Genomic DNA, 24,290 nt, shown 5'->3' with positions numbered 1-24,290 from the left:
TCAGTGCAGTGAGACGAAGATGCGCAGCTGCCACGTGTCCTTCGTCACGTCCGGGAAGGCGTCGAAGCGGCTGTGGCGCCGGAAGAAGTTCAACTGCCCGCCCATCCCCAGGTGCTTGTACACGGGGAGGTCCACCTGTAACTGGGCCTGGTGCACCCGGTGCGCGCCGCCCGAGCCGTCCACCACCACCACGTGCTCGGCGCCCGCCTCCAGCGTGAGGACCTCCCAGTCCTCGCGCAGGTACGCCATCTGGAACTGGAAGCCCAGGCCGGGGCCATAGTCGTAGTCGCGGCCCTCGTTGCCCTCGCTGTCGGTGTGCTCGGAGGTGACGCCGGTGATGAGGCTGCCATCCACGAGCAGCGCGGTCCTCAGCCGGGAGCGGTTGACGAAGCGGTGCTCGTGCAGCAGGCCCAGGTCCAGGGACTGGCCGCCCACCTCGTAGGCGAGCGTGTCCGTATAGTCGAGCTGCTGGAGCAGGCCCAGGCGCAGCTCGTCGCGCTCGGCGCTCCAGAGCGTGGACTTCGCGAGCAGGCCCTGCAGCCGTGCGTTGCTGATGAGGCTGTTCTCTCGCGTGGTGAACTGGACGCGCGCGTCGAACGAGTCGAAGGGGCGGTGGTGCGCGCCCCGGTACATGTCGCCGTAGCGCAGGGCGCCCTGGATGAAGAACTGATCCTCGCCCCAGGCCAGGGATCTGCCGTCCCCCAGCTTGAGGTAGCCCAGCGAGGCCCAGCCCGCGATGTCGTCCGGCCACCACTCCGTCGGCGAGGGGCCGTGGTGGGAAACGTCGCCTCGCACCACGCGGTTGATGCCGCGCATGGGGCTGATGACACCGGCGGTCAGCTCACGGATGAAGCGCTGGCGGCCCCGGGTCTCCGTGTCCAGCACCAGCGAGGACAGCCGGTAGAGGGCTTCGCCCATGGCCACGCCGCCCACGGTCGTGTTGATGAGATCATTGGCGGACGGCGGCTCGTTCTCCGCGAACAGCTCCCACTGCAGGCTGCCCAGGAAGGTGAGCGGCGCCGCGGCCGCGAACGGCAGGCCGTTGTCGCGCGCGGCCGTGTAGTAGAGGCTGCCGTGATACGGGTGCGCGAACTGGTTGGTGGAGAAGCCGTCCTGGTCCCAGACGAAGCCCGTGCGGAAGTTCTCCTTCCAGACCGACGGTGAGATGTACGCCCAGTCCTTCTTCGCGATGTAGCGGTCATACGTCCAGACCACCACGTTGATGGCGGTCACCTCCCCCAACGCGATCCACGGGTGGGGCCCGGGGTTGTCCCGGATCTCGTCCTCCCTCACGGGCGCATCCGCCGGCAATGCGGCGTACTCCTCGGCCACGGGAGGACAGGGCTCCCACCGGGTCTTCTGGCCGGGCGAAAGCCGCGCCGCGCAGAGGGCCATGACGTTGGACGGAACGGAGCGCACCATGTCCTGTGGCGAACCGTCCGCGAACGCGACGCCAGCGCGCAGGGCGCACGCCAGCGCCAGGCCTCGCGGCAGCCATGGCCCCCACCCACCGTGCCCCATCCGGTCCGCCCACGCCTCCGCTCACGGCTCCATGCCGCGCATCCGGAAGGTAAGCAGTCAGGTGTTGGAAAGCGCCCCCGGCTCTCATCCTCGGGGGCGACGGCTAGAAGTGCACGGAGACGAAGAAGCGCAACTGGTACGCGTCCTTCCGCACGTCCGGGTAGGTGGGAAAGCGGCTGTGGCGGCGGAACCAGTTCAGCTCCGAACCCAGCCCCACGTGTTCGAACACCGGGACGTCCGCCTGGAGCTGACCGGTGAACACCTGGTGTGAGCCGTCGGATCCGTCCAGCACCACGAAGTGGGAGGTGCTCGCCTCCAGCGTGAGGATCTCCCAGGCGTCGCGCATGTACGCGAGCTGGAGGTTCAAGCCCACGCCGGGGCCGTAGTCGTAGTTGCGGCTCGCCTTGCCGCTGTGCTCGGAGGAGATGCCGGTGAGCAGGCTGCCGTCCACGAGCAGCGCGGTCCTCAGCTTCGAGCGCGCGTTGAAATGGCGCTCGTGCAGCAGGCCCAGTTGCAGGGACTGTCCGCCCAGCTCGTACGCCTCCGTGTCCACGTGGCTGATCTGCTGGAGGAAGCCCAGGCGCAGCTCGTCCTTCTGCGTGTTCCAGAGTGACGCCCTGGCGATCAACCCCTGGAGCTTCGAGTGGCTGATGAGGCTGCTCTCCGCCGTGGTGAACTGGACCCGCGCGTCGAAGGCGTCGAAGGCGTGGTGGAAGTCGCCCTGGTACATGTTGCCGTAGCGCATGTTGAGCTGGAGGAAGAACTGGTTCTCGCCCCAGATGAGGGGCCGGCCGTCGCCCAGCTTGAGGTAGCCCACGGCCCCCCAGATGGACAGCTCGCGCGGCCGCCACTCCGCGGGCGTGGGCTCCTGGCGTGTCACGTCGCCGCGCAGCACGCGGTTGACGCCACGCACGGGGCTCATGGCGGCGCCGGTGAGCTCGCGCACGAAGCGCTCGCCGCCCCGGGACTCCGTGTCCAGCACCAGCGAGGACAGCCGGTAGAGCGCTTCGCCCATGGCCATGCCGCCCACGGACGTGTTGATGAAGTCATTGGCGGACGCCGGCTTGTTCTCCGCGAACAGCTCCCACTGCGCGCTGCCAAACAGCGTGAAGGGCAGGGCGGCCAGGTAGGGCACGCCGTTGTCGCGCGCGGCCGTGTAGTAGAGGCTGCCGTGGTACGGGTGCGCGAACTGGTTGGTGAGGAAGCCGTCCGCGTCCCAGACGAAGCCCGTGCTCAGGTTCTCCTTCCACGTGTCCGGCCCCACCCGCGCCCACTCCCTGTTCGCGAGGACCCGGTCCCACGTCCAGACGAACAGGTTGATGGCGGTGATCTCCCCCACCGCGAGCCACGGGTGGAACCGCTTCCGGGACGGGTCCTCGTGGACGGTCTCCTCCTTCAGCGGGGCGTCAGCGGGAAGCGGCGGGGCGTCCTCGCGGCGCTCCTCCTGGGCGAAGGCAGGCCCGCCCAGCAGCAGTCCGCAGGCGAACAGCGCGCCTCCCAGAGGCCACGGGCTTCTGTCCTGGCCGAGCCCCCGTCCGCGCCAGCCTCGCCCCATATCCCGCCCGCCGCACCCTCGCTCGCGATGCCACGCCGCGTGCCCTGAAGGTAGGGCGCCGCGCGCGGGATGAACGCCTCCCCTGGGGATGAGGGAAGGGCTTCCTGCACACAGGCGGCGCACGACATGAAAAGGCCCGGCGGGATGCGCACAGGGGCGCTCCGGCCGGGCCTCCACTGCTTCAGCTCCCGCGTCGCGGGAGGCGGGGCACTACGCCTCCGGCGACTGGACGATGAGCTTCTCCTTGCCGCACACGTCGCACCGCACGTGCACGAACAGGTCGTCGTCGCTCTCCTCGGGCACCTCGCCCTCGGGCACGCCCAGCTCCGCCTTGGCCAGCGCCGGCACCTTGGCCGGGATGTCCTGGGCCTTGAGCGACTGCACGTAGGTCATCTCGCGCTCGTGGCACTCGCGCACCTCCGGGCCGGACAGCCACTGCGGCTCCATGCCCTCCGGCAGCCGGCTGAGCAGCTCCAGGTTGGACACGGACTCCGCCAGGTACGCCAGGCGGCGCAGCCGCGCCTCCTCCGGCAGGGCCGCGAACACCTGGAAGCCCTCCAGCAGTGACTGCCGGTCCTCGCCCGTGGCCGCGTTCGCCAGCTCCAGCGACGCGTCCGCCGACTCCAGCGCCTCGTCCCAGTTGTTCTCCGGGTTGAAGCCCGCCTCCAGCAGCGACGTGTACAGCTGCGCGGCCGCCAGCCGGCGACGCACCTCGTGCAGGTGCTCCACCACCTCGTGCGTCAGGCGCAGCTCCAGGAGCGCCCCCGTCGTGCGCGGATCCACGGAGCCCGTGAGGTCGTCCACCTCCACCTCGGTGCGCAGCTCCGCCTTGAGCTGCTTCGCCGCGGCGAAGCGGAACAGGGGCAGCACGCCCACCTCGCGCAGGTACACCGCCGCGACGTTGGCCTCCTTGCCGCCCATGCGCAGCGCCTTCTGCGCGCGCTCCACCGCGCCGGGGTCCGCCGCGGGCTTCTTGTTCTCCAGCCGCGTCTTCACCGCCTCGCGGTAGAGCGTCTCCAGGGAGCTGCCCGGCGGCAGCCGCTGCGGCAGCAGCGGACGCAGGCCCGGCACGTCCAGCACCCAGAGCGGCGGCGCGCCCACGCGCTTGAGGGCGCGGAAGAAGAGCGAGCCCGGCGGATCCTGCGGCCGGAACGGGGGCAGCTCGTCCGGGTGCGGGGACGCCGCGCCGTCCATGGCGCCGCCCGCGTGCGTCTGGCCGAGCATCTTCTCGCGCTGCTCACGGGTGAACGCCGTGATGCCCTGCACCGGCGGCGGCGGCGGGGGCGGGGCCTCCTCGCCGTCCAGGTCCGTCACGCGGTCCATGTCCACGTCGTCCATCTCCAGGTCGTCCAGACCCTTGGCGCCCGTGAAGTCACAGCGCAGGAGCTTGAGCTTCTCGAAGACACAGCCTTCCAGGTTGGCGCCGCGGAAGTCGCAGTCCTGGAGGCGGCCCCCGTGGAAGTAGGCGTTGGTGAGGTCCGCGTCCCGGAAGTTCATCTTCGACAGGTCGCAGCGCTCCCACTCGGAGCCCACCAGCTCCAGTCCGGAGAGGTCGGCGTTGGCGGAGAACAGCTGCGTGAACGTGGCGCCCGTCTGGCCGGTGGGCGCCTGGCCGGACTTGCGCAGCTTGTTCCATTCGGCGGAACCGTTCTGCAGCAGCTTCTCGATAGTTGGGGCTTTCGGCATGGACCCCGAATTATTCGTGTGCTCTGGTCCAGGCGCCAGCACAAATGATCGAGTACCGAATCGAAGCCGACACCGTCGGGATGCGGCTGGACAAGCACCTGCGCAAGCGGATGCCCAACGTCCCCGTCAGCCACCTCTTCAAGATGATCCGCACCAAGAAGGTGCGGGTGAATGGCAAGCGCGCGCAGCCAGAGCAGTTGCTTGTCGAAGGAGACGTGCTCACCATCCGCGGCACCGAAGAGCAGCTCACCCTCGCGGAGCGTCCGAAATCGGACCGTCCGCCCCCCCCGCCACCACCGGTGGACCCCTCCCGGCTGGTCATCCTGATGGAAGACGACTGGCTCATGGCCGTGGACAAGCCCAGCGGAATGGCCGTCCATACCGGCAGCGGCATCACCGGGGGCACCCTGGTGGACTACGTGCGCGCCTACCTGGGCCCCAAGGCCACCCGCAACGACTTCACCGCCTCACCCGCCCACCGCCTGGACCGGGAGACCTCCGGCGTCATCCTGGTGGCCAAGCGCCGCCCGGCGATGGTGCATTTCACGGAAATCTTCACCCACGGCCACCCGAAGAAGCGCTACCTGACCCTGGTGAAGGGGAAGATGCCCAAGGATTCCGGGGTCATCGACCTGCCGCTCGCCGAGCACCAGCAGACGGCCGAGTCCAAGGCCCGTCGGGGAGTGAACATGCAGGAGGCCGTCACCCGCTGGAAGGTCGTGCGGCAGTCGAGCGAGGCAGCCCTCCTCTCCTGCACCATCGAGACCGGGCGCACGCATCAGATAAGAAGGCACCTGGTCGCCGTGGGCCACCCGGTGGCGGGTGACAAGAAGTACGGAGACTTCGCCTTCAACCGCGATGTGCGGGCGCGCTGGGGGCTCAAACGTCTGTTCCTGCACGCCGAGCGCATCGAATTTCCGCATCCCGAGGATGACAGGAAGGTCGTCGTGGAGACCCCCATGCCATCTGAATTGAAGGACGTGCTGAAGCGGGCGGCGCTCCTCTAAGCCTTGAGCCCAGGACTCGACACAACACGCATGGCCGACCCGAAGATTGACCGCAGCCGCTCCAAGCTGGTGCTCGACGGCGTTCCGCCCAAGCGCAACCTCCTCGTGCGCTTGATGAAGCTCGTGGCCGTGCTGGGCCTCATGGGCGCCACCGCGGGCGTGCTCGCCGTCGTGGGCGCCTACTACGTCTTCTCCGACGGGCTGCCCGCCATCCCGAAGGTGGACGAGTACTGGCCGCCCATCGTCACGGAGGTCTACACCGACGACGCCGTGCTCGCGGGCGAGTTCTACAACGAGCGGCGCAAGGTGGTGCCCTACGAGCGCATCCCCAAGCGGCTCGTCCAGGCGTTCATCGCCAGCGAGGACTCCAGCTTCTTCGACCACTTCGGCGTGGACGTGCTGGGCACCACGCGCGCCGTCTCCAAGACGGTGATGACGAAGCTGGGCCTGCGCGCCGGCGGCGTACAGGGCGGCTCCACGCTCACGCAGCAGACCGCGAAGGCGGTCCTCATCTCCGCGGAGGGCTACAAGGAGGCCACCGCGAAGACGCCCAAGCGCAAGATTCGCGAGGCCATCCTCGCCTTCCGCCTGGAGCAGGCGCTGACCAAGGAGGAGATCCTCTACCTCTACCTGAACAACGTCTTCCTCGGGCACCACAGCTACGGCGTGCAGAGCGCGGCGGAGAACTACTACCGCAAGGACGTGCGCGACCTGACGCTGGGGGAGATGACCCTCATCGCGGGCCTGCCCCAGGCGCCCAGCCGCTACTCGCCCTTCCTGCGTCCGGACGCCGCGAAGAAGCGCCGCTCGTACGTGCTGGGCCGCATGCTGACGGAGGGCATGATCTCCAAGGAGGAGCATGACCAGGCCAACGCGGAGCCGGTGAAGGTGTACCCGGTGGAGGACGTCTTCCACGAGTTCGCCCCGTACTTCGTGGAGCAGGTGCGCAAGGACGTGGTGGACCGCTACGGCAACCCCGTGCTCCTCAAGGAAGGCCTCAAGGTCTTCACCACCATGGACAGCGAGCGCCAGCGCGCGGCGCAGGACTCCGTGCTGGACGGCCTGATGTCCGTGGACAAGCGCCAGGGCTGGCGCGGCCCGGTGATGCAGCTGGCCACCGAGGGTGAGCGCAGCGCCTTCATCGCCAAGGCGAAGAAGGCCATGGGCAAGGAGGAGCTCGTCGACAACCGCCTCTACGTGGGCGTCGTCACCCGCATCGACGACGACGGCAAGGGCGCGGACGTGCAGGTGGGGCCGCACCAGGGCCGGCTGCCGCTGTTGGGCATGCGCTGGGCGCGCAAGGTGAACCCGGAGAGCTACTACCCGGCCAGCATGATCACCTCCGTCAAGAAGGCCGTGGCGGTGGGTGACGTGGTGGTGCTGCGCCACGTAGTGAAGAAGGAGCTCACGGACGACAAGGAGCAGTGGGACAAGAAGCTGGCGGAGGACATCCCCGAGGAGGGCGTGAAGCTCTTCCGGCTGGAGCAGACGCCGGAGGCGCAGAGCGCGCTCGTGTCCATCGACCCGCATCGCCAGTACCTCACCGCGATGGTGGGTGGTTACGACTTCGACGACAATGAGTTCAACCGCGCCTTCCAGGCGTGCCGTCAGCCGGGTTCGTCCTTCAAGCCGTTCGTGTACTCGGCGGCGCTGGAGCAGCTGAACTGGACGGAGGCCACCATCATCGTGGACTCGCCCATCGTGGAGCACGACCCGGACAACAAGGTGTCGTGGAAGCCGGCCAACTACAGCGAGGAGTTCGTGGGTGACGTGCTCTTGCGCACGGCGCTGGTGAACTCCATGAACATCCCCGCGGTGAAGACGTTCGGCGCGGTGGGCGTGCACAACATGGCGGAGTGGTCCAAGAAGCTGGGCCTGACGACGCCCATGAACATGGACTTCTCCGCGGCGCTGGGCTCCTCCTGCGTGTACCCGTTCGACCTGGCCAGCGCGTACGCGACCTTCAACCGCTACGGCCGCAAGAAGCCCACGTACTTCATCCGCAAGGTGGAGGACCGCTTCGGCCGCACGCTGGAGGACCACACGGCCTTCGACGACGCGTGGGCCCCGCTGCAGGACCGCGTGGCCGCGGGCTACGCGCGCCTCTTCGAGCCGGGCGAGCAGGTGATGAGCGCGGAGACGGGCTTCATCCTCACGCACCTGCTGCGCGGCGTGGTGCTCCAGGGCACCGGCGGTCCCGCGCAGAAGCTGGGCAAGCCGGCGGCGGGCAAGACGGGCACGACGAACGACTCCTTCGACGCGTGGTTCGCGGCCTACACCAAGGACCTGGTGACGGTGGCGTGGGTGGGCTACGACCTGAACCCGCACCCGCTGGGCCGCTACGAGACGGGTGGCCGCGCGGCGCTGCCCATCTGGCTCAACTACATGAAGCGCGCGCTGGAGGGCCGGCCCCAGTCGGAGTTCTACCCCTGGCAGTCCATGCAGCTGGCGCGGCTCTACATCGACAAGAAGACGGGCAAGGTGGCTTCGCCCGGCGCGAAGGGCGCGGAGCTGATGTTCTTCAAGAAGGGCACGGAGCCGAAGGAGGCCGTGCCCGACAAGAACCAGGTCGGCGTGGATCAGTTCATGATGGGCGCGCAGTAGCCCGCGCGCCGCATCTCAAACGCAGTGCCCTTCAGGCGCCTTCGCGGAACGCACGCGAGGGCGCCTGATGTGCTTCCAGGGCCTTCTTCAGCGCGGCCACGTCCGGGCCCGCCTCCAGCACGGAGCGCGCGGCGGTGGGAATCACCTGCCGCTCGCGGCCGGAGAAGAGCTTGGGCAAGTCCCCGAAGCCCGCGCCTTGCGACCCGATGCCCGGCGTCAGCATGAGCGCGCCGCCCAGCCGCTCCACCACGTCGCGGTCGGCCGGAGGCAGCGTGGCGCCCATCACCGCGCCCGCAGGGAACACGCCCCGGCCGGCCTTGTCGTTGAGCTTGCGCAGGCCGTCCGCCACGGCCTGGGCCACGGTGAGGCCGTCGCTGCCCACGGCGTTCTGCAGGGGCACGCCTTCCGGGTTGGACGAGCGCACGACGATGAAGGCGCAGGCGCCGTGGTAGCGCGCCAGCTCCACCGTCTTCGCCAGCGCGCCCAGGCCCAGGTACGCGGTGAAGGTGGCGGCGTCCACGTCGTACGCGCTGCCCTTGCCGAACAGCGATTCCGCGTAGGCGTCCATGGTGGACCCGATGTCGCCGCGCTTCACGTCCAGCAGCGTGAGGGTGCCCGCGGCGCGGAAGCGCTGGAGCACGCGCTGGAGCACGGCGAGCCCCTGGGGGCCGTGGCGCTCGAAGAACGCGCTCTGGGGCTTCACCACCGCGAGCGTCTCTTCGGCCGCGTCGGCCAGCCGGTCGCAGAAGTCGGACAGGCCCTGCGCCGTGTCCGGCAGGCTCCAGCGGGCGAGCACGTCGCGCGAGGGGTCCAGGCCCAGGCAGAACGGGGAGCGCTCGTCGGCGAGCTTCTCGAAGCGCTGGGCGAACGACGGGGGCGGGAACGTCGTCATGGGCGGCCTCCTCTCACTTCAGCCGGCGCGCGGTGGCGTCGAACAGTGGATTGGGCATCACCTTCAGCACGCGCATGGGCGTGGCCAGTTGCCAGGGGAAGCTCACCTCCGCGGCGCCCGCGAAGATGGCGCGGCCCATGCGCTCCACCGCGTCCTCGGTCTCCATGAGGAAGGGCATGGGGAAGGTGTTCTTCGCGGTGAGCTCGCTCTTCACGAAGCCCGGGTAGACGCACGTCACCTGGACGCCGGTGCCCTTCAGGTCCACGCGCAGGCTCTCCAGGAAGGTGGCGAGGAAGGCCTTGGACGCGGAGTAGGCGGCGTGGCCCGCGAGCCCCCGCATGCCCGCGAGGCTGGACACGCCGACGATGTGGCCCCGGCGGCGCTCCACCATCTGCGGCAGCACCGCGCACAGCGTGGCGGCGGCGCCGGTGACGTTGGTGTCGATGATGGAGCGGGTGCGCTCCCAGTCCATGCGCTTGCCGTGCGTGGGGCCGCCGATGCCGGCGTTGGCCACCACCAGGTCCAGCCCGCCGCACTCCGCGTCGATGGCGCGGATGCGCTCCTGGGAGGGCTCCACGGCGCTGACGTCCATGACGACGGGCTCCACCGCCGCGCCCGCGGCCTGCGCCTCCGCGGCGAGTGCCTGCAGGTGCGAAAGCCGCCGGCCTGTCGCGAAGACGCGCACGCCGTGCTTCGCCAACCACAGGGCCAGTCCACGTCCCAGGCCGCTCGAGGCGCCAGTCACCAGCGCCGTCCGGTAGGTCATCTCCGCCATGCCGTCCTCCGAAGGGTGTCGCAGCGGCCCGCCTTGTCGCACGGTTGTGCGTCCGAGGGCACGCAAAACACCTTCCCCCCACCGGGGGACGAGGTGCCGCCGCCAACGCGTTGACACCCTGGAGGGAAAGGGACTCTTCGGGAGTGTGCGACGCATGCCCTGGTGGAATTGCATCCTGGTGGTGGACGACGACCTGGACCTGCTCCGGGCCTACAAGGAAGCGCTGGAGCTGGACGGGCACGAGGTGGCGCTGGCGCGCAACGGCTTCGAGGCGCTGCGCCTCCTGCATCAGGGCCTGCGCCCGGCCCTCATCCTGTTGGACTTGATGATGCCGGGGATGAACGCCTGGTCCTTCCGCTTGAGGCAGCTGGAGGACCCGGCGCTCGCTTCCATCCCGGTCATCATCCTGTACTCGCAGGACGCGGGCGTCCGGGCGATGAACGCCCTGGGCGTGGACGGCTTCCTGGAGAAGCCGGTGGACCTGGACGTGCTGCTGGGCGCGGTGGCGGCCTACGTGAGGCCTACCGGAACGGGGGCACCGGCTGGCGCTTGAACCAGTCCGTCGCCTTCAACAGGTGCAGGTCGTGCTTGCCGCCGGGTCGCAGCTCGATGCCGCCCGTCACCGCGCCCAGCGACGTCAGCAGGGCGCCCGTGATGTTGCCCTGCACCAGGTCCAGGTGGCCCTCCATCGAGAAGCCCTCGCCCTTCGCCTTCAGCTCGCGCAGTTGGAGCCCGCGCTCGTCGATCTGCACCTGCCCCGTCACCTCCACCTTCGGGATGTTGAGCAGGGACGTGAGGAAGCCGGGCAGCTTCTTGGACGACGTGATCAGCGCGACGATGGGCTGCGTGTCGGTGAGCTGGCTGGCGAAGCGCGCCTTCAGCACCGTGGGGGACAGGGAGAGGCTGGCGCGCGGCAGGGTGAAGTTCCCGCTCCAGGCGCGGATGGGCACGTTGCCGTTGGAGGACACGTCTCTCAGCCGCAGCGTCGTCCCGCTCAGGCCCAGCTCCGTCATGTCCCAGGACAGGTGCCGCGCATCCACCTCCACCTCCGCGCGCAGGAGGACCTTGTTGGGCCCCATGGTTCCGGAGACGAGGTCCGTGTCCATGCGCAGCTCCAGGGCGTTGCGCGCCTTCGCGCCCTTCTTGGCGGGGTCCTCACTGCGCACCGTCACGTGGCCGGAGTCGATTTCGAGCGTCTGGCCCAGCCACGGATTGAGCACGCGCAGGTCCAACGGCTTGCTCTTGGCCACGCGCAGCTCGGGCTGCAGCTCCAGGCCGGACTGGCCTTCGCGTCGCCGGGCCTGCACGGTGAGGGCGACCTCCGGGATGTCCAGGTCGTAGCCCTTGGGGCCCGCCATGTGCACGGGCGCGAAGGCCAGCCGCAGCGAGCCTGAAAGCGCTCCCTCCGGCTCCTTGTCCATGGCCGCCTGGAGGCTCCACGGAGCCCGGGCACGCATGGGGCCGGCCCTCAGGTCCAGCGCTTCACCGGAGGCCTTGAGCTGGCTGCCCGGCTCCAGCGTGTTGCGCTCCATGCGCAGGTCCAGGTCCACTCGTCCCGCGCCGCCGCGCAGCGACACGGGGGCGCTCGCGCCCAGCAGGTCGTTGATCCAATCCAGGGGCAGCACGTCGATGCGCGTCTTCACCTGGCCGCCCAGGGCCTTGGACAGGTCGTAGCCCTTGCCGGCCTGGAAGGGCGCGTTGAGCCGGGCGCGCGAGTCGAGCGACTCCAGCCGCGCCACGCGCTTGCCGTCCACTTCGATGAAGCCCTCGGCCACGCGCACGGAGGGCAGGTCCACCTGGAGCCGTTCTCGGGACTGGAGGTTCAGCGTGCCGGTGACGTCCAGCGCGCCCGCGAAGCGCACGCGGCTGAAGTCCAGCTCGCGCACCTCGTGCAGCGTGACGTCCTTGAGGTGGATGACCCAGGGCTTGCTGTTCGGGCTGGACGGCTCTTCGGGGGCGCCGGACGGCTCCAGGTGGAAGCGGGCGCCGTGCCCGTCAATGCCGTCCACGTCCACGCGCTTGCGCAAGAGGCCCGTGAGCGACATGCCCGCCTCCAGCTCTTCCACCTCCACCTTCCACCAGACGTCCGAGTCCTGCTGGGTGAGGGTGAAGCCCTTCAGGTGGAGCTGGCCCACGGGATACAGCCACCACGCGCGCTGCCACGTGAGGTGCGTGCGGTCCGTCGCGCGGCCCATGATGGCCTGGGTGACGCCCGTGTTGAGCGCGACGTTGATGGCGACCTCCAGCACCGCCACCGCCACCAGGGCCCACAGGGCGACGCGGCGCCAGCGTCTGCTGCGAGGGGCGGCGTCAGGGGATGGCGTGTCGGTCATGTCGCGAGGTTCCGGGGAGGGACCCTGGATGCCTCAAGCCACCGGAGCACACAAGGAGTGTGTTCCCGGGGCGATGGATTAGAAACACCGTCCATGGACAGGGCCACCCGAGACCACTTCGCCAACCTGAACAGCGACGACGCCGACTCCCGCTATGCCTCCTTCCGGCACGTCATGGAGGTGACGCAGCAGAAGGTGGACTGGGCCGCCGAGGTCTGGGACGGACTGCTAACGCTGCTGAAGGACGGCGACAACCACCAGCGCGCCATCGCCGCGCAGGTGCTGGCGAACCTGGCCAAGAGCGACACCGAAGGCCGGATGTTGAAGGACCTGGACCGGCTCGTGGCGGCGACGAAGGACGAGAAGTTCGTCACCGCGCGGCACTCGCTCCAGTGCCTCTGGCGCGTGGCCACCGCGAGCGAGGATTTGCGCAAGGCGGTGGCGGACCGGCTGAAGCAGCGCTTCAAGGCGTGCGCCACGGAGAAGAACGGGACGCTCATCCGCTACGACATCCTGGAGGTCCTGCGGAAGACGCATGACGCCACGCCGCACGACTCGCTCCCGAAGCTCGCGGTGGAGCTCATCGCGCTGGAGGAGGACCCGAAGTACCAGAAGAAGTACTCGGGCCTCTGGAAGGACTTCCTGCCCAAGCCGAAGCGCGGCGCGAAGGCGTAGACCGCGCCCTTCGCGCCGCGGTGGCCTTCAGTGGACCGGGGCGGCGCCGTTCTCCATCTTCGCCATCACCTGGTCGATGGAGAAGCTGGCCGGGTGCTGGCGTGACGGGAACTCCTGGAAGGTGGCCAGGAAACGGCCCACCACGGCCTGCGCGGGGACCAGCAGGAAGGCTCGATCCACCAGCCAGCTGTAGTAGCCGACGGAGTCCTGGCCGCGCTCCAGCGGGTCGGCGCGCAGGTCGATGATGAGCGGAACGCGGCGGGTGGTGAAGGGCTCCGCCCACACCTCGATGCCCTTGGCGTTCTGCTCCTCGAAGATGAGCTTGAAGCGCTTGTAGCGCATGGCGACCAGCTCGCCGTCGTCGCCGAAGTAGAAGAATTCGTCGCGGCGCGTTTCGCCCTGGCCCGTCAACAGCGCCGTCTGGTCGTAGCCGTCCAGGTGGACCTTGAAGTGCTTGTCGCCCGCGTCATGGCCGTCGAGCAGCTTCCGCACGATGTCCGGCTCGCCCGCGGCGGCGACCAGCGTGGGCAGCCAGTCCTCGGAGGAGAACAGCTCGTTGATCTGCGTGCCGGGCTTCACGACGCCGGGCCAGCGCACGAGGCAGGGGGCCCGGAACGCGCCCTCCCAGTTGGTGTCCTTCTCGCCGCGGAAGGGCGTCATGCCGCCATCCGGCCACATGCTGGTCATCGCGCCGTTGTCGGTGCTGTAGACGACGATGGTGTCGTCCGCGATGCCCAGCTGGTCCAGCTTGTCGAGCAGCCGGCCCACGTGTCCGTCGTGCTCCACCATGCCGTCCGGGTAGAGCCCGAAGCCCGTCTTGCCCTGGGACTCCTTCTTCAGGTGCGTGTGGATGTGCATGCGGGTGGTGTTGAACCAGATGAAGAAGGGCTTCTGGTCCTTCTGGGCGCGGTCGATGAAGTCCAGGGTCGCGCCGAGGAACTCCTCGTCCACGGTCTCCATGCGCTTCTTGTTGAGCGGGCCGGTGTCCTGAATGCTCTGCCCGCCCTTGCCGTCCGCCTTGCTCTTGAGCACGCCGCGCGGACCGAAGCGCTGCCGGAACGCGGGGTCCTTGGGGTAGTCCACGTTCTCCGGCTCCTCCTCGGCGTTGAGGTGGTAGAGGTTGCCGAAGAACTCATCGAAGCCGTGCACGGTGGGCAGGAACTCGTCGCGGTCGCCCAGGTGGTTCTTGCCGAACTGGCCGGTGCGGTAGCCCAGCGGCTTCAACAGGTCCGCGATGGTGGGGTCCTCCGCCTGGAGGCCCACCTTCGCGCCCGGCATGCCGACCTTGGTGAGGCCCGTGCGGAAGGGGCACTGGCCGGTGATGAAGGCCGCGCGGCCGGCGGTGCAGCTCTGCTGGGCGTAGTAGTCGGTGAAGAGCGCGCCCTCCTTCGCGATGCGGTCGATGTTCGGCGTGCGGTAGCCCATGACTCCCAGGTTGTAGGCGCTGAGGTTCCAGTAGCCGATGTCATCTCCAAAGATGACCAGGATGTTGGGCTGCTTCTTCTTCGCGGGCTTCGTCGCCATGCGGGCACGCTCCGGTGTCTGGGGTTGGGCGTAGGGATGGGGACGCGGCGGGCGCCGGACAATCCAGGGGAAGCGGCGCGGCGGGCGGCGGGCGTGGCTGGATGTCATTCATTGCCCGGATGTCCCCGGGTTCGCATCCTCCAGGGGAACCCCCTCCAGAAGGACAGGTGCGCCGATGGGAATCGCGGGCCGTGCGGGACCCATCGAGGCGCTGCGCAACCTGACGTTGTCGTTGCAGCGCATGGTGGCGGCCGAGATCGCGACTGGCGTGGTGCGCGGCACGGCGGACGGGCTCCGAGAGGAGGTACCCGACGGCCACGGTCAGTTGAACACCCTGCTCCAGGACCTGCTCACGGTGCTGGGCCGCATGGCGCACGAAGCCGCGGAGCGTGAGCCTGGAGCGTCGGCGGACGCGACCGAGGTGCTGGCGGGGGCGGCGATGGAGGGGGCGCTGAAGGCGTTGGAGCGGGAGTGGAACGACGGGGGCCTGCCGCTCCACGGCTTCATGGTGAGGCTCAACCACCTCTTCGACGAAGTGGTGATGCTCGCCCATTCCCGCACGGATGAGATCCGCACGCCGGGCGAGCGCGCCCAGGCCATGGCCCGGGGCGTGGTGAAGGCGGCCACGGAGCAGTTGCACGACTCCCTGCCAGCCATCCTGGAGGATGCGCGCGGCGTGGTGCCGTTGGGGGAGGAGGTGGCCTCGAAGGTGGGCCGGGGGCTGGTGATGGGCGTGGAGTCCAAGTTGCGCGAGGACACCACCTGGCTGTTGGGGTTGGTGGAGCAGGCAGGGCAGGGGTTGGTGAGGGGGCTGGCGGCGGGACTCCAGGAGGAGCTGGCGACGAACCCGAAGGCCTCCACGGAAGCGCTGGGCGCCTCCCTGGCGACGCTCGCCGAGCGCACCGCGGCGGCGACCGTCCGGGGCGCGGGGAGCGCGCTCTCGCAGGAGGAACGCCACTGGCGGGAGGCGCCATGCAATCAGGACCTGGTGCGGCGCACGAGCCGGGAGATCACGGCCGGAGCACTGGAGGCCCTGGGCGCGCGGCTGCGCCGGCCCCTGATGGCGCTCGCGGGGGCGGGCAGTGCACTCGTGGCGCTGACGATGTTGTCGTCTCGTTGGCGCCATGCGTGAGGAGCGAGCTGTTCCCTGACGCTGCGTCAGGGGCACTCGATCGCCACCTTCCTTCCATGGACGGGTTCGAGAACGCGTTCGTGCTGCTCCTGGATGGCAGCGGTGGTGCACGCTCGCTCACCCTGGCGGAGACGCGGAGCTGGCGGGCTTCGGATGGCATGCTCTGGGTCCATCTGCCTCCGGACCTGCCGGACCTTCCCCGCGTGCTGGAGGCCGTCTTCCACCTGCCTCCCCAGGTGTGTGAACCGCTCCTGGCCGACACGGGCCGCGTGCGCATCGAAGTGCTCAACGAGAACGAACTCGTCCTGCTCCTGCTCCAGCCGGACTTGAGACCCACCGACGCGCAGCCGCGCCAGCTGCGCGCCTGGATGACGGCGGACCGCTGCGTCACCGTGGCGCCCTCGGTCCAGCCCGCCATCGTGGCCGTCCGCGAACAGCTCGCCCATGGCCGGGGGCCTCGTGGCACGGACCTCTTCCTCGCCTTCGCCACCACCGCGCTCTCCAGGGCCGCGCTGCGCACCACCGAGCTGGACGACACGCTGTCGGGCCTGGAGACCCGCTTCGAGGAGCGCCGCGAGGACACCGTCGACGTGCCGGCGGACCTGCGCCGGCTGCGCCGCACCCTCGTGGAGCAGCGCCGCTTCGTGTCCCTGGTCCGCGACGCCATCCTGCGTGTCAGCCTGCTCACCGTGGAGTGGGTGCGCGCCCAGGAGCCGGAGCTGCGCCAGATGGCCGAGCGGGCCGGCGGCGCCCTCAAGGAGATGGACGCCCTGGTGGAGCGCGCCCGCATCCTCCACGAGGACGTCAAGGCCCGGCTGGACGCCCGCAGCCAGCGCATCCTCTACATGCTCACCATCATCTCCGGCGTCTTCCTGCCCCTGTCCTTCATCACCGGCCTGCTGGGCGTCAACGTGGGCGGCATTCCCGGCGCGCACTGGCGCGGCTCGTTCCTGCTGCTGGTGCTCGTGCTCATCGTCCTCGCCGCCGCGGAGTGGCGCGCCCTGCGCCGCCGCGAGCTCGTGTGAGGGCAGGCACCTGTCCGCGTCAGCGGACATCCCCGTGCGACTCGCGTTCCGTGGCGATGGCCTCCACTTCCTCACCAGCTTCATCCCCGGGCGCGGCACAGGCAGGGGGAGGACGTGATGGCGGGAGCCCGAACGCGTTGCTTGCTGCTCGGACTCATGGGGGGCCTGTGCTGCGCCGTTTCCTCCTCCGCGCAGGAGGCTCCCGCCCGTGGCGCGGGGGCCTCCGAGCAGGACCTGGCCAAGGCCACCCAGAACCCCGTGGCCAACCTCATCAGCGTGCCGTTCCAGGACAACCTGGACCTGGGCATCGGGCCGTTCGACCGTCCTCGCAACACCCTCAACATCCAGCCGGTGGTGCCGGTGCCGCTCACGGAGCGGTGGCTGCTCGTCAACCGCGTCATCCTGCCGCTGCTCTGGCAGCCTGAGGTGACGGCGGATTCGGGAGGGACCTTCGGACTGGGAGACACGTCCGTCACCTTCTTCATCGCGCCCAGGAAGCCCGGCGCGTTCATCTGGGGCGTGGGCCCGGCGCTGCTCCTGCCCACCGCGACCGCGGATGTGCTCGGCACCGGCAAGTGGAGCGTGGGCCCCTCCATCGTGGCCCTCCTGCAACCGGACCCGTGGACCTTCGGCGTGCTGGCCAACAACGTCTGGTCCCTCTTTGGAAGCGGCGACCGGCCGGCCGTCAACCAGCTGCTGCTCCAGTACTTCATCAACTACAACCTGCCCAAGGGCTGGTACCTCACGTCCGCGCCCATCCTCACCGCGAACTGGGAGGCGGACAGCGACCGCTGGGTCATCCCCTTCGGCGCGGGCGTGGGCAAGGTCACAAAGCTGGGCAAGCAGCCCATCAACGCGTCCGTGGGAGCCTATTGGAACGCGGTGCGCCCTGACGGAGCCGCGGACTGGCAGCTCCGCGCGCAGATCGCCTTCCTGTTCCCGGAAGGCAAACCCAGCCAGGCACCGCCAGCGCCTCCCCACTGACGGCCGGGCTCAGCGGGCCCTGCTCCCGCGCCCTCCACGCCGCGTTGTGGAGTGCCCCCCGCGTTCCCAACCTCATGTCTGGGATTGCACCGGACAGGAGGCGACCGTGATGCGACGCACAGGGAAGGGCCCGGCCTGCCTGCCGTGGGCGCTGGCGCTACTGCTCGCCATTCCGCTCCAGGCCCTGGCGGCGGATCCGCTGCCGTCCTGGAATGACGGCCCGGTGAAGCAGTCCATCATCGACTTCGTCACCCGCGCCACCACCGAGGGCGGTCCCGGCTACATCCCGCCGGAGGAGCGCATCGCCACCTTCGACAACGACGGCACGCTCTGGCAGGAGCAGCCCGTCGTCCAGGGCGCCTTCCTGCTGGAGCAGGTCAAGGCGGCCGTGAAGGAGGACGCGTCGCTCGCGAAGCGGCAGCCCTTCAAGGCCGTGCTGGAAGGGGACGTGGCCCTGCTGTCCGCCATGGACGAGCCCCAGTTGATGGAGTTGTTCGCCGTCACCCACAAGGGCAAGACGCAGGACGAGTTCGCCCGCGAGGCGCGCGCCTTCTTCCAGACCGCGCGCCACCCGAAGCTCGGCGTGCCCTACACGCAGCTCGCCTACGCACCCATGCTGGAGCTGCTCCAGTACCTGCGCGCCAACGGCTTCCAGACGTGGATCTCCTCGGGCGGCGGCACGGACTTCATGCGCGTCGTCTCCGAGGACACCTACGGCATCCCGCCCCAGCAGGTCATCGGCAGCGACCTCCGGGAGAAGTTCGACGAGGGCAACGGCCACCCGGTGCTGCGGCGCGAGGCCCGCGTGGAGCACGTCAACGACAAGGCCGGCAAGCCGGTGGGAATCGAGCGGCACATCGGCCGGCGTCCCGTGTTCGCCGCGGGCAACGTCCGCTCGGGCGGCGACATCCAGATGCTTCAATACACGAAGGAGCAGCCGCGCCCCGGCTTCTCGTTGCTCATCAACCACGACGACGCGGAGCGCGAGTTCGCCTATCAGGAGAAGAACGACGCGTCCCTGAAGGCCGCGCGTGACGGCGGCTGGATCGTGGTCAGCATGCGCGACGACTGGAAGCGCGTGTTCCCGCAGGAGGGTCGGTGATGGACGCCTTGCACTCATTCATCGGGCTGATGATCTCGACCTTCATCATCGCGCTCGGATTGTCGCAGGGCCTGTCGTGGCACCTGGCGGACCTGGGCCAGGGCGTGCGCCATCCCGCGTATGCACGAGGGCTGGGGGTGTGCCTCGTCGGCGTGCCCCTGCTGTCCCTCATCGTGGTGAAGGTGCTGCCCGTGCCGCCTGTCGCGGCGGGCGTCATCGCGCTGATGGCGTTCTGTCCGGGACTGCCCATGGCGCTCAACGTCGTGTCGAAACAGAAGGGCAACCTGCCGCTGGCCCTGGCGCTGTCCATCACCCTGTCGCTCGTCGCCGTCGTGCTGTTGCCGCTGTCCCTGAACCTGTTGGAGCGGCTGTTCCCCGTGGCCATCCAGTCGCCGCCGTACGGGGTGCTCCTGGGGCGGGTCATCCTCCCGTTCCTCGTGCCCTTCGCGCTGGGCATCGGCCTCCAGAAGGTGGCGCCCGCCTGGGCGCACCGGCTGCGCAAGCCGGTGAAGCTCTACTTCAACGTCGCCCTGGGCGTGGCCGCGCTGGCGGTGGTCGTGGCCAGCTTCCCGCTGTTGAAGCGCCTCCACTTCTGGGCGCTCGTCGCGATGGTGGTGGTGACGCTGGGGGCCGCGGCCCTGGGCCACGTGGCCGGCCGGCCCCGGCCCGGGGACCGCACGGCGCTGGCCATCTCCGCTGTCTTCGGCAACCCCGCCTTCGCCTTCTGCCTGGGGGGCAGCACCTATCCCATGAAGAGCCTGCTGGGCGTCATGGGGCTGTACCTCCTGATCCGCACCGTGGCCCTGGTGCCGTACCTGCTCTGGAACCAGCGCCACCAGGCGTCCGAGCGCGGCGGCGGGCCGTCACTGCCTTCGGGCAGGCGGGCCTCCGCGGGCACGTGAGCCCCTCCCTGTCGTGAAGCCGATGAGCGCAACGCACCCCGGTGGGTGATGCCACGGGGCCCGGGTGCCTCCACCCTTCCTTGCGTCCGGGAGGTCAGGCGCACGGGGGGGAAGGGCCATGAAGCGCACCGCGGCCACGGCCGCTGATGTCCTGGGCCGGTTCCTTCCGGGCGTCGAGCAGGCGCGGACCTACGAGCGGCGGTGGCTGCGCGCGGACGTCCTGGCCGCGCTCACCGTGGGCGCGATGCTCATCCCCCAGGGGCTGGCCTACGCGCAGATTGTCGGCGTGCGCCCCGTGGCGGGGCTGTACGCGGGCGTCTTCGCGATGCTGGCGTACGCGCTGTTCGGCCCTTCGCGCCACCTGCTGCTGGGGCCGGAGGCGGGCGCGGCCATCCTCACCGCGACGGCGCTGGGCCCGGTGGTGGCGGGGGGAGGACCGGAGCGGCTCGCGTCGCTGGCGGCGCTCCTGGCGCTGATGGTGGGCGTCGTGAGCCTCCTGGGCGGGCTGTGCCGCGCGGGAGCGCTGGCGGACTTCCTGTCGAGGCCCATCCTCATCGGCTACGTCAACGGCGCGGCGCTCATCATCATTGGCAGCCAGCTGGCGCGGATGTTCGGGCTGGAGCGCAGGTCGAACGAGTTCGCGGGGCAGTTGCATGAGGTCGCGGCGAACGTGGGCCGCACGCACGTGCCCACGCTGGTGTTGGGGCTGGCCATCGTCGCGGCGCTGGTGGCCATGCGCCGCTTCCTGCCTCGCTGGCCCGCGCCGCTGGTGATGGTGGCGCTCACCACGGGGGTGACCTGGGCGTTCCAGTTGGAGCACGGTGGCGTGAAGGTGGTGGGGACCATCGCCGCGGCGGCGCCCTCGTTCGGCCTGCCCTCCCTGCGCTTCGACGACGTGCGCACGCTCCTGCCCGCGGCCTTCAGCCTCGCGCTGGTGAACTACGCCAGCTCCGTGCTCACGGGCCGCATCTACGCGGACCGCTTCGGCTACCGGCTGGACACCCATCAGGAGTTCATCGGCCAGGCGGCGGCCAACCTGCTCACCGGCCTCACGCAGGGCTTCCCGGTGACGGGCAGCGACTCGCGCACGGCGGTCAACGCGTCCATGAAGGGGCGCACGCAGCTCGTCGGCGTGGTCGCGGCCGGGGTGGTGCTCCTGTTCTCGCTGTTCCTCACGCCGCTCTTGTCGAAGCTGCCGCTGGTGACGCTGGGGGCCATCGTCATCGTCGCGGCGGTGTACCTGCTGGAGGTGAAGCCCATCCTCCGGCTCTGGCGCGTGCGGCCAGTGGAGGCGGTGCTCGCGGTGGTGACGATGCTGTGCGTGCTCTTCCTGGGCATCCTCCAGGGCATCCTCATCGCGGTGGCGCTGGCGCTGGTGGACCTCATCCGCCGCGCGGCGCACCCGCACGACGCCGTGCTGGGCGAGCGCGAGGGCATGCCCGGCTGGCACGACGTGGAGGGCCACGCGGACGCGGAGACGATTCCCGGCCTCGTCGTCTACCGCTTCGACGCGCCCCTCTTCTTCGCCAACGCCCGCTTCCTGCGCGAACAGGTGCGCCGGCTGGTGGCCGACTCGCGCCCCCCGGTGCGGTGGTTCGTGCTGGACGCGTCCTCCGTGTTCGACCTGGACATCACCGCCGCCGAGAGCCTGGAGAAGGTGCGCCAGGACCTCACGGACGAAGGCCTCGTCTTCGCCGTGGCCCAGGCGCGCGCGCCCATGCGCCGGATGCTGAAGCGCTCGGGGCTGGCCGCGCGGATTGGCGAGGACCGGCTCTTTCCCACCGTGGGCGCGGCCGTACGCGCCTACCTCGAATCGCGAGACGACGCGCGGACCGCCGGAAACGGCGAGCCCGTCGCCTCACCACAGGTGCACTGACGCCATGACGCCCATCCAATCCAGGGTCCGAGGGAGCGCCGTGACGGGCGCGGTGCTGGGCCTGCTGCTGTCCGTGCCGGCGCTGGCGCAGGACGCGCACTACACCACGCGGCAGTTCGGCAACCGGGCGTGGCTGTTGGGCGGCGCCTTCGTGGGCAACCCGAACGACATCAGCGCCGTCTATTACAACCCCGGCGCGCTCGCGCTCCTGGGCGCGCCGGAGTTGGAGCTCACCGGCAGCGTGTACGAATACACGCGCCTGAGCGTGAAGGACGGGCAGGGCCAGGGGGAGGACCTGTCCGACTCCAACGTGGACGTGCTGCCGTCGCTCATCGCCGGCTCGCTGCGCTTCGGGTTCCTGGGCAAGTCCCGGATGGCCTACTCGCTGCTCACGCGCCAGGGCTTCTCCTACACCCTGCAGTCGCGCGGCACGCGGCTGGGCACGGACCTGGCGGGCGTGCAGGACCTGGACGCGTTGTCCACGGACGTGCGGCTGGACCAGAACGTGAGCGAGTTCTGGACGGGCCTCTCCTGGGCCTACCCCGTCACGGAGCGCCTGGGCCTGGGCCTGACGCCGTTCGTCGCGACCCGTCATCACGAGCTGCGCTTCCAGACGCAGGCGCAGGGCTCCGGCGCCGCCGGCCAGCAGCTGCTGGCGACCCTGGGCCGCGACCTGGAGTTCGACCACGTCCGGCTGTTGTTGAAGCTGGGCGCCAGCTATCAGCGCGGCCCCTGGGCCGTGGGGCTCTCCGTGACGACGCCGAGCGTGGCCCTCTGGGGCCGGGGCTCGGTGGGGTACCAGCGCGCCGTCCAATCCCAGGGGCTGGACACGAACGCGCCCGCGCCCGTGTTCGACTTCCAGGAGGACCTGCCGGCGCACTTCCGCAGCTCCTGGTCCGCGGCGCTCGGCGTCAGCCGGAGCTTCGGCGAGTCCACCGCGGTGTACGCGTCCCTGGAGGGCTACGCGCGCGTCTCGTCCCTCACCCTGGTGGACGCCGAGCCCATCGTGCCGCGTGGCACCACCGAATCCCTCGACGGGGACTACGCCTTCGCGCTCAAGCCGCTGCTCAACGGGGCGCTGGGCGTGGAGCAGGCGCTGGGGGACCGGGTGCGGGTGTACCTGAGCGGGCACACGGACTTCAGCGCGTTGGAGCAGACGCCCTCGACGAACGCGCTGGTCGGGGGCTGGGACCTGTATCACGTCGCCTCGGGCATCCACTTCGTGCTGGGCCGCTCGCGCTTCACGCTGGGTGGCGACCTGGCGTGGGGAAGCAAGCAGACCACCCGGTTCGCGGAGACGCTCCAGCAACTGGGCCTGTCCGCCCCCATGCGCAGCCAGGACGTCCGCTTCTTCCAGGCCACGCTGCTGGTGGGCGCCAGCTTCTCGTTCAAGGACTCGCGGGGCACGAGCGGCAAGGGCGCCGTGGAGGAAGTCCCCAAGGCGGACGCCCCATGACGCCGAAGCACGACGGCGCGGTGGATGAGGGGGTGGCCTCCGCCTTCCTGCTGGATCTGGCGAAGGCGTTGCACCTGGCCTACCAGCCGTCGCTGCTGGTGGAGCAGCGCGTGCGCCGGGCCGCGAAGGCGTGGGGATTGGACGTGGAGGTCTTCACGCTCCAGAGCCTGGCGATGACGGAGGTGATGTCACCCCGACGCCCGCACGTGGCCTTCGCGAGGCTGCCCTTCAATCCGCACTGGAACCTGGGCCGGGCCGCCGCGCTCCTGCGGCTGGCGGACGCCATTCCCGAAGGGCACGTGCGGCTGCCCGAGGCCCGCGTGGAGCTGGACCGCATCCTGACCACGCACGCGCCGTATCCCGAGTGGCTCGTGTTCGTGGCCTACGGCGTCTATGGCGCGGCGGTGGCGGCGCGGGTGGGCGGGGCGTGGTGGGAGATGCTCGCGGCCTTCTTCGTGGGCGTCCTCGCGGGCGTCATCCACTTCGGCACGCTGCGCTCGCATCGGGTGGATTTGCAGAAGAGCTTCCTCGCCGCGTTCCTGGGGTCGTTGGTGGCGCTCGGGCTCACGTTCCTCCTGCCGCCCTTCAACGCCGTGCGGGCGCTGTTCGGCGGGGTGGTACTGCTGGTGCCCGCGATGGTGGTGACGCTGGGGTCGCTGGAGCTGGCCCTGGAGTCGGTGGAGGCGGGCCTGCCCCGGCTCATGTATGGCCTCTTGCGCTTCCTGATGCTGGGCGTGGGCATCGCGGCGGCGGGTACGCTCTGGCGCTTGGGCGGACCGCTGCCGCCGCACGTCGAACAGCATGCGCTGCCGCAGGTGCTGACGTTCCTCGTGATGGCGGTGGGCGGCGTGGCGCTGTCGGTGTGCATGTCGGGGCGGCCGCGCGACGGGGTGTGGATTGTCGGCGGCGTGCTGCTCGCCTACGGGACGCAGGTGGTGGCGAAGCTGCTGCTCGGGGACCGGGGCAGCCCGCTGCTGGCCGCGTTCGTGCTGGGCGTGGCGGGGCTGCTCTACGGGCGCGGGAGGGACCGGATGCCCATGACGGTCATCATGCCGGGGATGTTGCAGCTGGCGCCGGGCTTCATCGGCACGGAGGCCATCGTCGCGCTGCTCGGCGAGGGCACCGCGGGCGCGGAGGACGCGCGGCTGTTCAACGTGCTGCTGGTGGCGCTCCAGTTGGTGCTGGGGCTGGTGTTCGCCACGGTGGTGGTGCCGCCGCGCTTCGCTGGCCGCGCGTAGCGG

Annotated in this window: 19 protein-coding genes; 12 read left to right on the top strand and 7 right to left on the bottom strand. The window is 70.0% G+C overall.

Annotated elements, in window-relative coordinates:
• The 3 genes from ACX114_RS32295 to ACX114_RS32285 form a co-directional block, all read right to left on the bottom strand.
• A complete protein-coding gene (locus tag ACX114_RS32295) occupies window positions 1-1,521 on the bottom strand; it encodes a DUF3943 domain-containing protein (RefSeq protein ID WP_459290975.1) in 1,521 nt (506 codons plus the stop codon).
• 103 nt (window positions 1,522-1,624) lie between these two features.
• A complete protein-coding gene (locus ACX114_RS32290; RefSeq protein WP_459290974.1) occupies window positions 1,625-3,076 on the bottom strand; it encodes a DUF3943 domain-containing protein in 1,452 nt (483 codons plus the stop codon).
• A 210-nt stretch (window positions 3,077-3,286) separates the two neighbouring features.
• Window positions 3,287-4,762 (bottom strand): pentapeptide repeat-containing protein, encoded by a 1,476-nt coding sequence (locus ACX114_RS32285; protein WP_459290972.1) that lies wholly within the window; start codon window positions 4,760-4,762, stop codon window positions 3,287-3,289.
• A 44-nt stretch (window positions 4,763-4,806) separates the two neighbouring features.
• On the opposite strand from ACX114_RS32285, the gene ACX114_RS32280 reads away from it, so the two are divergent.
• Both ACX114_RS32280 and ACX114_RS32275 read left to right on the top strand, forming a co-directional pair.
• Complete coding sequence (locus ACX114_RS32280; protein ID WP_014399245.1) at window positions 4,807-5,769, top strand: RluA family pseudouridine synthase; 963 nt, start codon at window positions 4,807-4,809, stop codon at window positions 5,767-5,769.
• A 30-nt stretch (window positions 5,770-5,799) separates the two neighbouring features.
• Window positions 5,800-8,373, top strand: a complete 2,574-nt coding sequence (locus ACX114_RS32275) for a penicillin-binding protein 1A (protein WP_459290969.1) — start codon at window positions 5,800-5,802, stop codon at window positions 8,371-8,373.
• Window positions 8,374-8,404: 31 nt separating this feature from the next.
• On the opposite strand, the gene pyrF is transcribed toward ACX114_RS32275, so the two are convergent.
• The gene (gene pyrF / locus ACX114_RS32270) at window positions 8,405-9,265 is read right to left on the bottom strand and encodes an orotidine-5'-phosphate decarboxylase (protein ID WP_459290967.1); all 861 of its coding nucleotides are present in this window, start codon (window positions 9,263-9,265) and stop codon (window positions 8,405-8,407) included.
• A gap of 13 nt (window positions 9,266-9,278) precedes the next feature.
• Window positions 9,279-10,040, bottom strand: coding sequence for an SDR family NAD(P)-dependent oxidoreductase (locus ACX114_RS32265; RefSeq protein ID WP_459290965.1), 762 nt, complete (start codon window positions 10,038-10,040; stop codon window positions 9,279-9,281).
• 154 nt (window positions 10,041-10,194) lie between these two features.
• Between ACX114_RS32265 and ACX114_RS32260 the strand changes: the two genes are divergently transcribed.
• Window positions 10,195-10,593 carry a response regulator gene (locus tag ACX114_RS32260; RefSeq protein ID WP_459290963.1) on the top strand — a complete coding sequence of 133 codons (399 nt, stop codon included), beginning with the start codon at window positions 10,195-10,197 and terminating at the stop codon, window positions 10,591-10,593.
• On the opposite strand, the gene ACX114_RS32255 is transcribed toward ACX114_RS32260, so the two are convergent.
• Window positions 10,562-12,373: an AsmA family protein gene (locus ACX114_RS32255; protein ID WP_459290961.1), complete on the bottom strand. Its 1,812-nt coding sequence runs from the start codon at window positions 12,371-12,373 to the stop codon at window positions 10,562-10,564. The two genes, ACX114_RS32260 and ACX114_RS32255, sit on opposite strands and share 32 nt — an antisense overlap.
• A gap of 93 nt (window positions 12,374-12,466) precedes the next feature.
• On the opposite strand from ACX114_RS32255, the gene ACX114_RS32250 reads away from it, so the two are divergent.
• Window positions 12,467-13,048, top strand: a complete 582-nt coding sequence (locus ACX114_RS32250; protein WP_459290959.1) for a hypothetical protein — start codon at window positions 12,467-12,469, stop codon at window positions 13,046-13,048.
• Between the two features lie 27 nt (window positions 13,049-13,075).
• On the opposite strand, the gene ACX114_RS32245 is transcribed toward ACX114_RS32250, so the two are convergent.
• Window positions 13,076-14,572 carry an arylsulfatase gene (locus tag ACX114_RS32245; RefSeq protein ID WP_459290957.1) on the bottom strand — a complete coding sequence of 499 codons (1,497 nt, stop codon included), beginning with the start codon at window positions 14,570-14,572 and terminating at the stop codon, window positions 13,076-13,078.
• 175 nt (window positions 14,573-14,747) lie between these two features.
• Between ACX114_RS32245 and ACX114_RS32240 the strand changes: the two genes are divergently transcribed.
• The 8 genes from ACX114_RS32240 to ACX114_RS32205 all read left to right on the top strand — a co-directional run bounded on the left by ACX114_RS32240 (window position 14,748) and on the right by ACX114_RS32205 (window position 24,287).
• Window positions 14,748-15,704, top strand: a complete 957-nt coding sequence (locus ACX114_RS32240) for a hypothetical protein (RefSeq protein ID WP_459290955.1) — start codon at window positions 14,748-14,750, stop codon at window positions 15,702-15,704.
• Window positions 15,705-15,760: 56 nt separating this feature from the next.
• A complete protein-coding gene (locus ACX114_RS32235) occupies window positions 15,761-16,729 on the top strand; it encodes a CorA family divalent cation transporter (RefSeq protein ID WP_459290953.1) in 969 nt (322 codons plus the stop codon).
• 141 nt (window positions 16,730-16,870) lie between these two features.
• A complete protein-coding gene (locus ACX114_RS32230) occupies window positions 16,871-17,713 on the top strand; it encodes a transporter family protein (protein WP_459290951.1) in 843 nt (280 codons plus the stop codon).
• A 109-nt stretch (window positions 17,714-17,822) separates the two neighbouring features.
• Window positions 17,823-18,815, top strand: a complete 993-nt coding sequence (locus ACX114_RS32225) for an HAD family hydrolase (protein WP_459290949.1) — start codon at window positions 17,823-17,825, stop codon at window positions 18,813-18,815.
• Entirely contained in the window at window positions 18,815-19,717 is a 903-nt protein-coding gene (locus tag ACX114_RS32220; protein WP_459290947.1) for a bile acid:sodium symporter, read from the top strand. Before ACX114_RS32225 ends, ACX114_RS32220 begins: the two co-directional genes overlap by 1 nt.
• A 118-nt stretch (window positions 19,718-19,835) precedes the next feature.
• Window positions 19,836-21,593, top strand: coding sequence for a SulP family inorganic anion transporter (locus tag ACX114_RS32215; RefSeq protein ID WP_459290945.1), 1,758 nt, complete (start codon window positions 19,836-19,838; stop codon window positions 21,591-21,593).
• 4 nt (window positions 21,594-21,597) lie between these two features.
• Window positions 21,598-23,049: a hypothetical protein gene (locus ACX114_RS32210; RefSeq protein WP_459290943.1), complete on the top strand. Its 1,452-nt coding sequence runs from the start codon at window positions 21,598-21,600 to the stop codon at window positions 23,047-23,049.
• The gene (locus tag ACX114_RS32205; RefSeq protein WP_459290941.1) at window positions 23,046-24,287 is read left to right on the top strand and encodes a threonine/serine exporter family protein; all 1,242 of its coding nucleotides are present in this window, start codon (window positions 23,046-23,048) and stop codon (window positions 24,285-24,287) included. Before ACX114_RS32210 ends, ACX114_RS32205 begins: the two co-directional genes overlap by 4 nt.
• Window positions 24,288-24,290 lie beyond the last annotated feature (3 nt).

The organism is Corallococcus sp. M7 (assembly GCF_054512695.1).
This window is presented reverse-complemented; position numbering and strand designations above follow the sequence as displayed.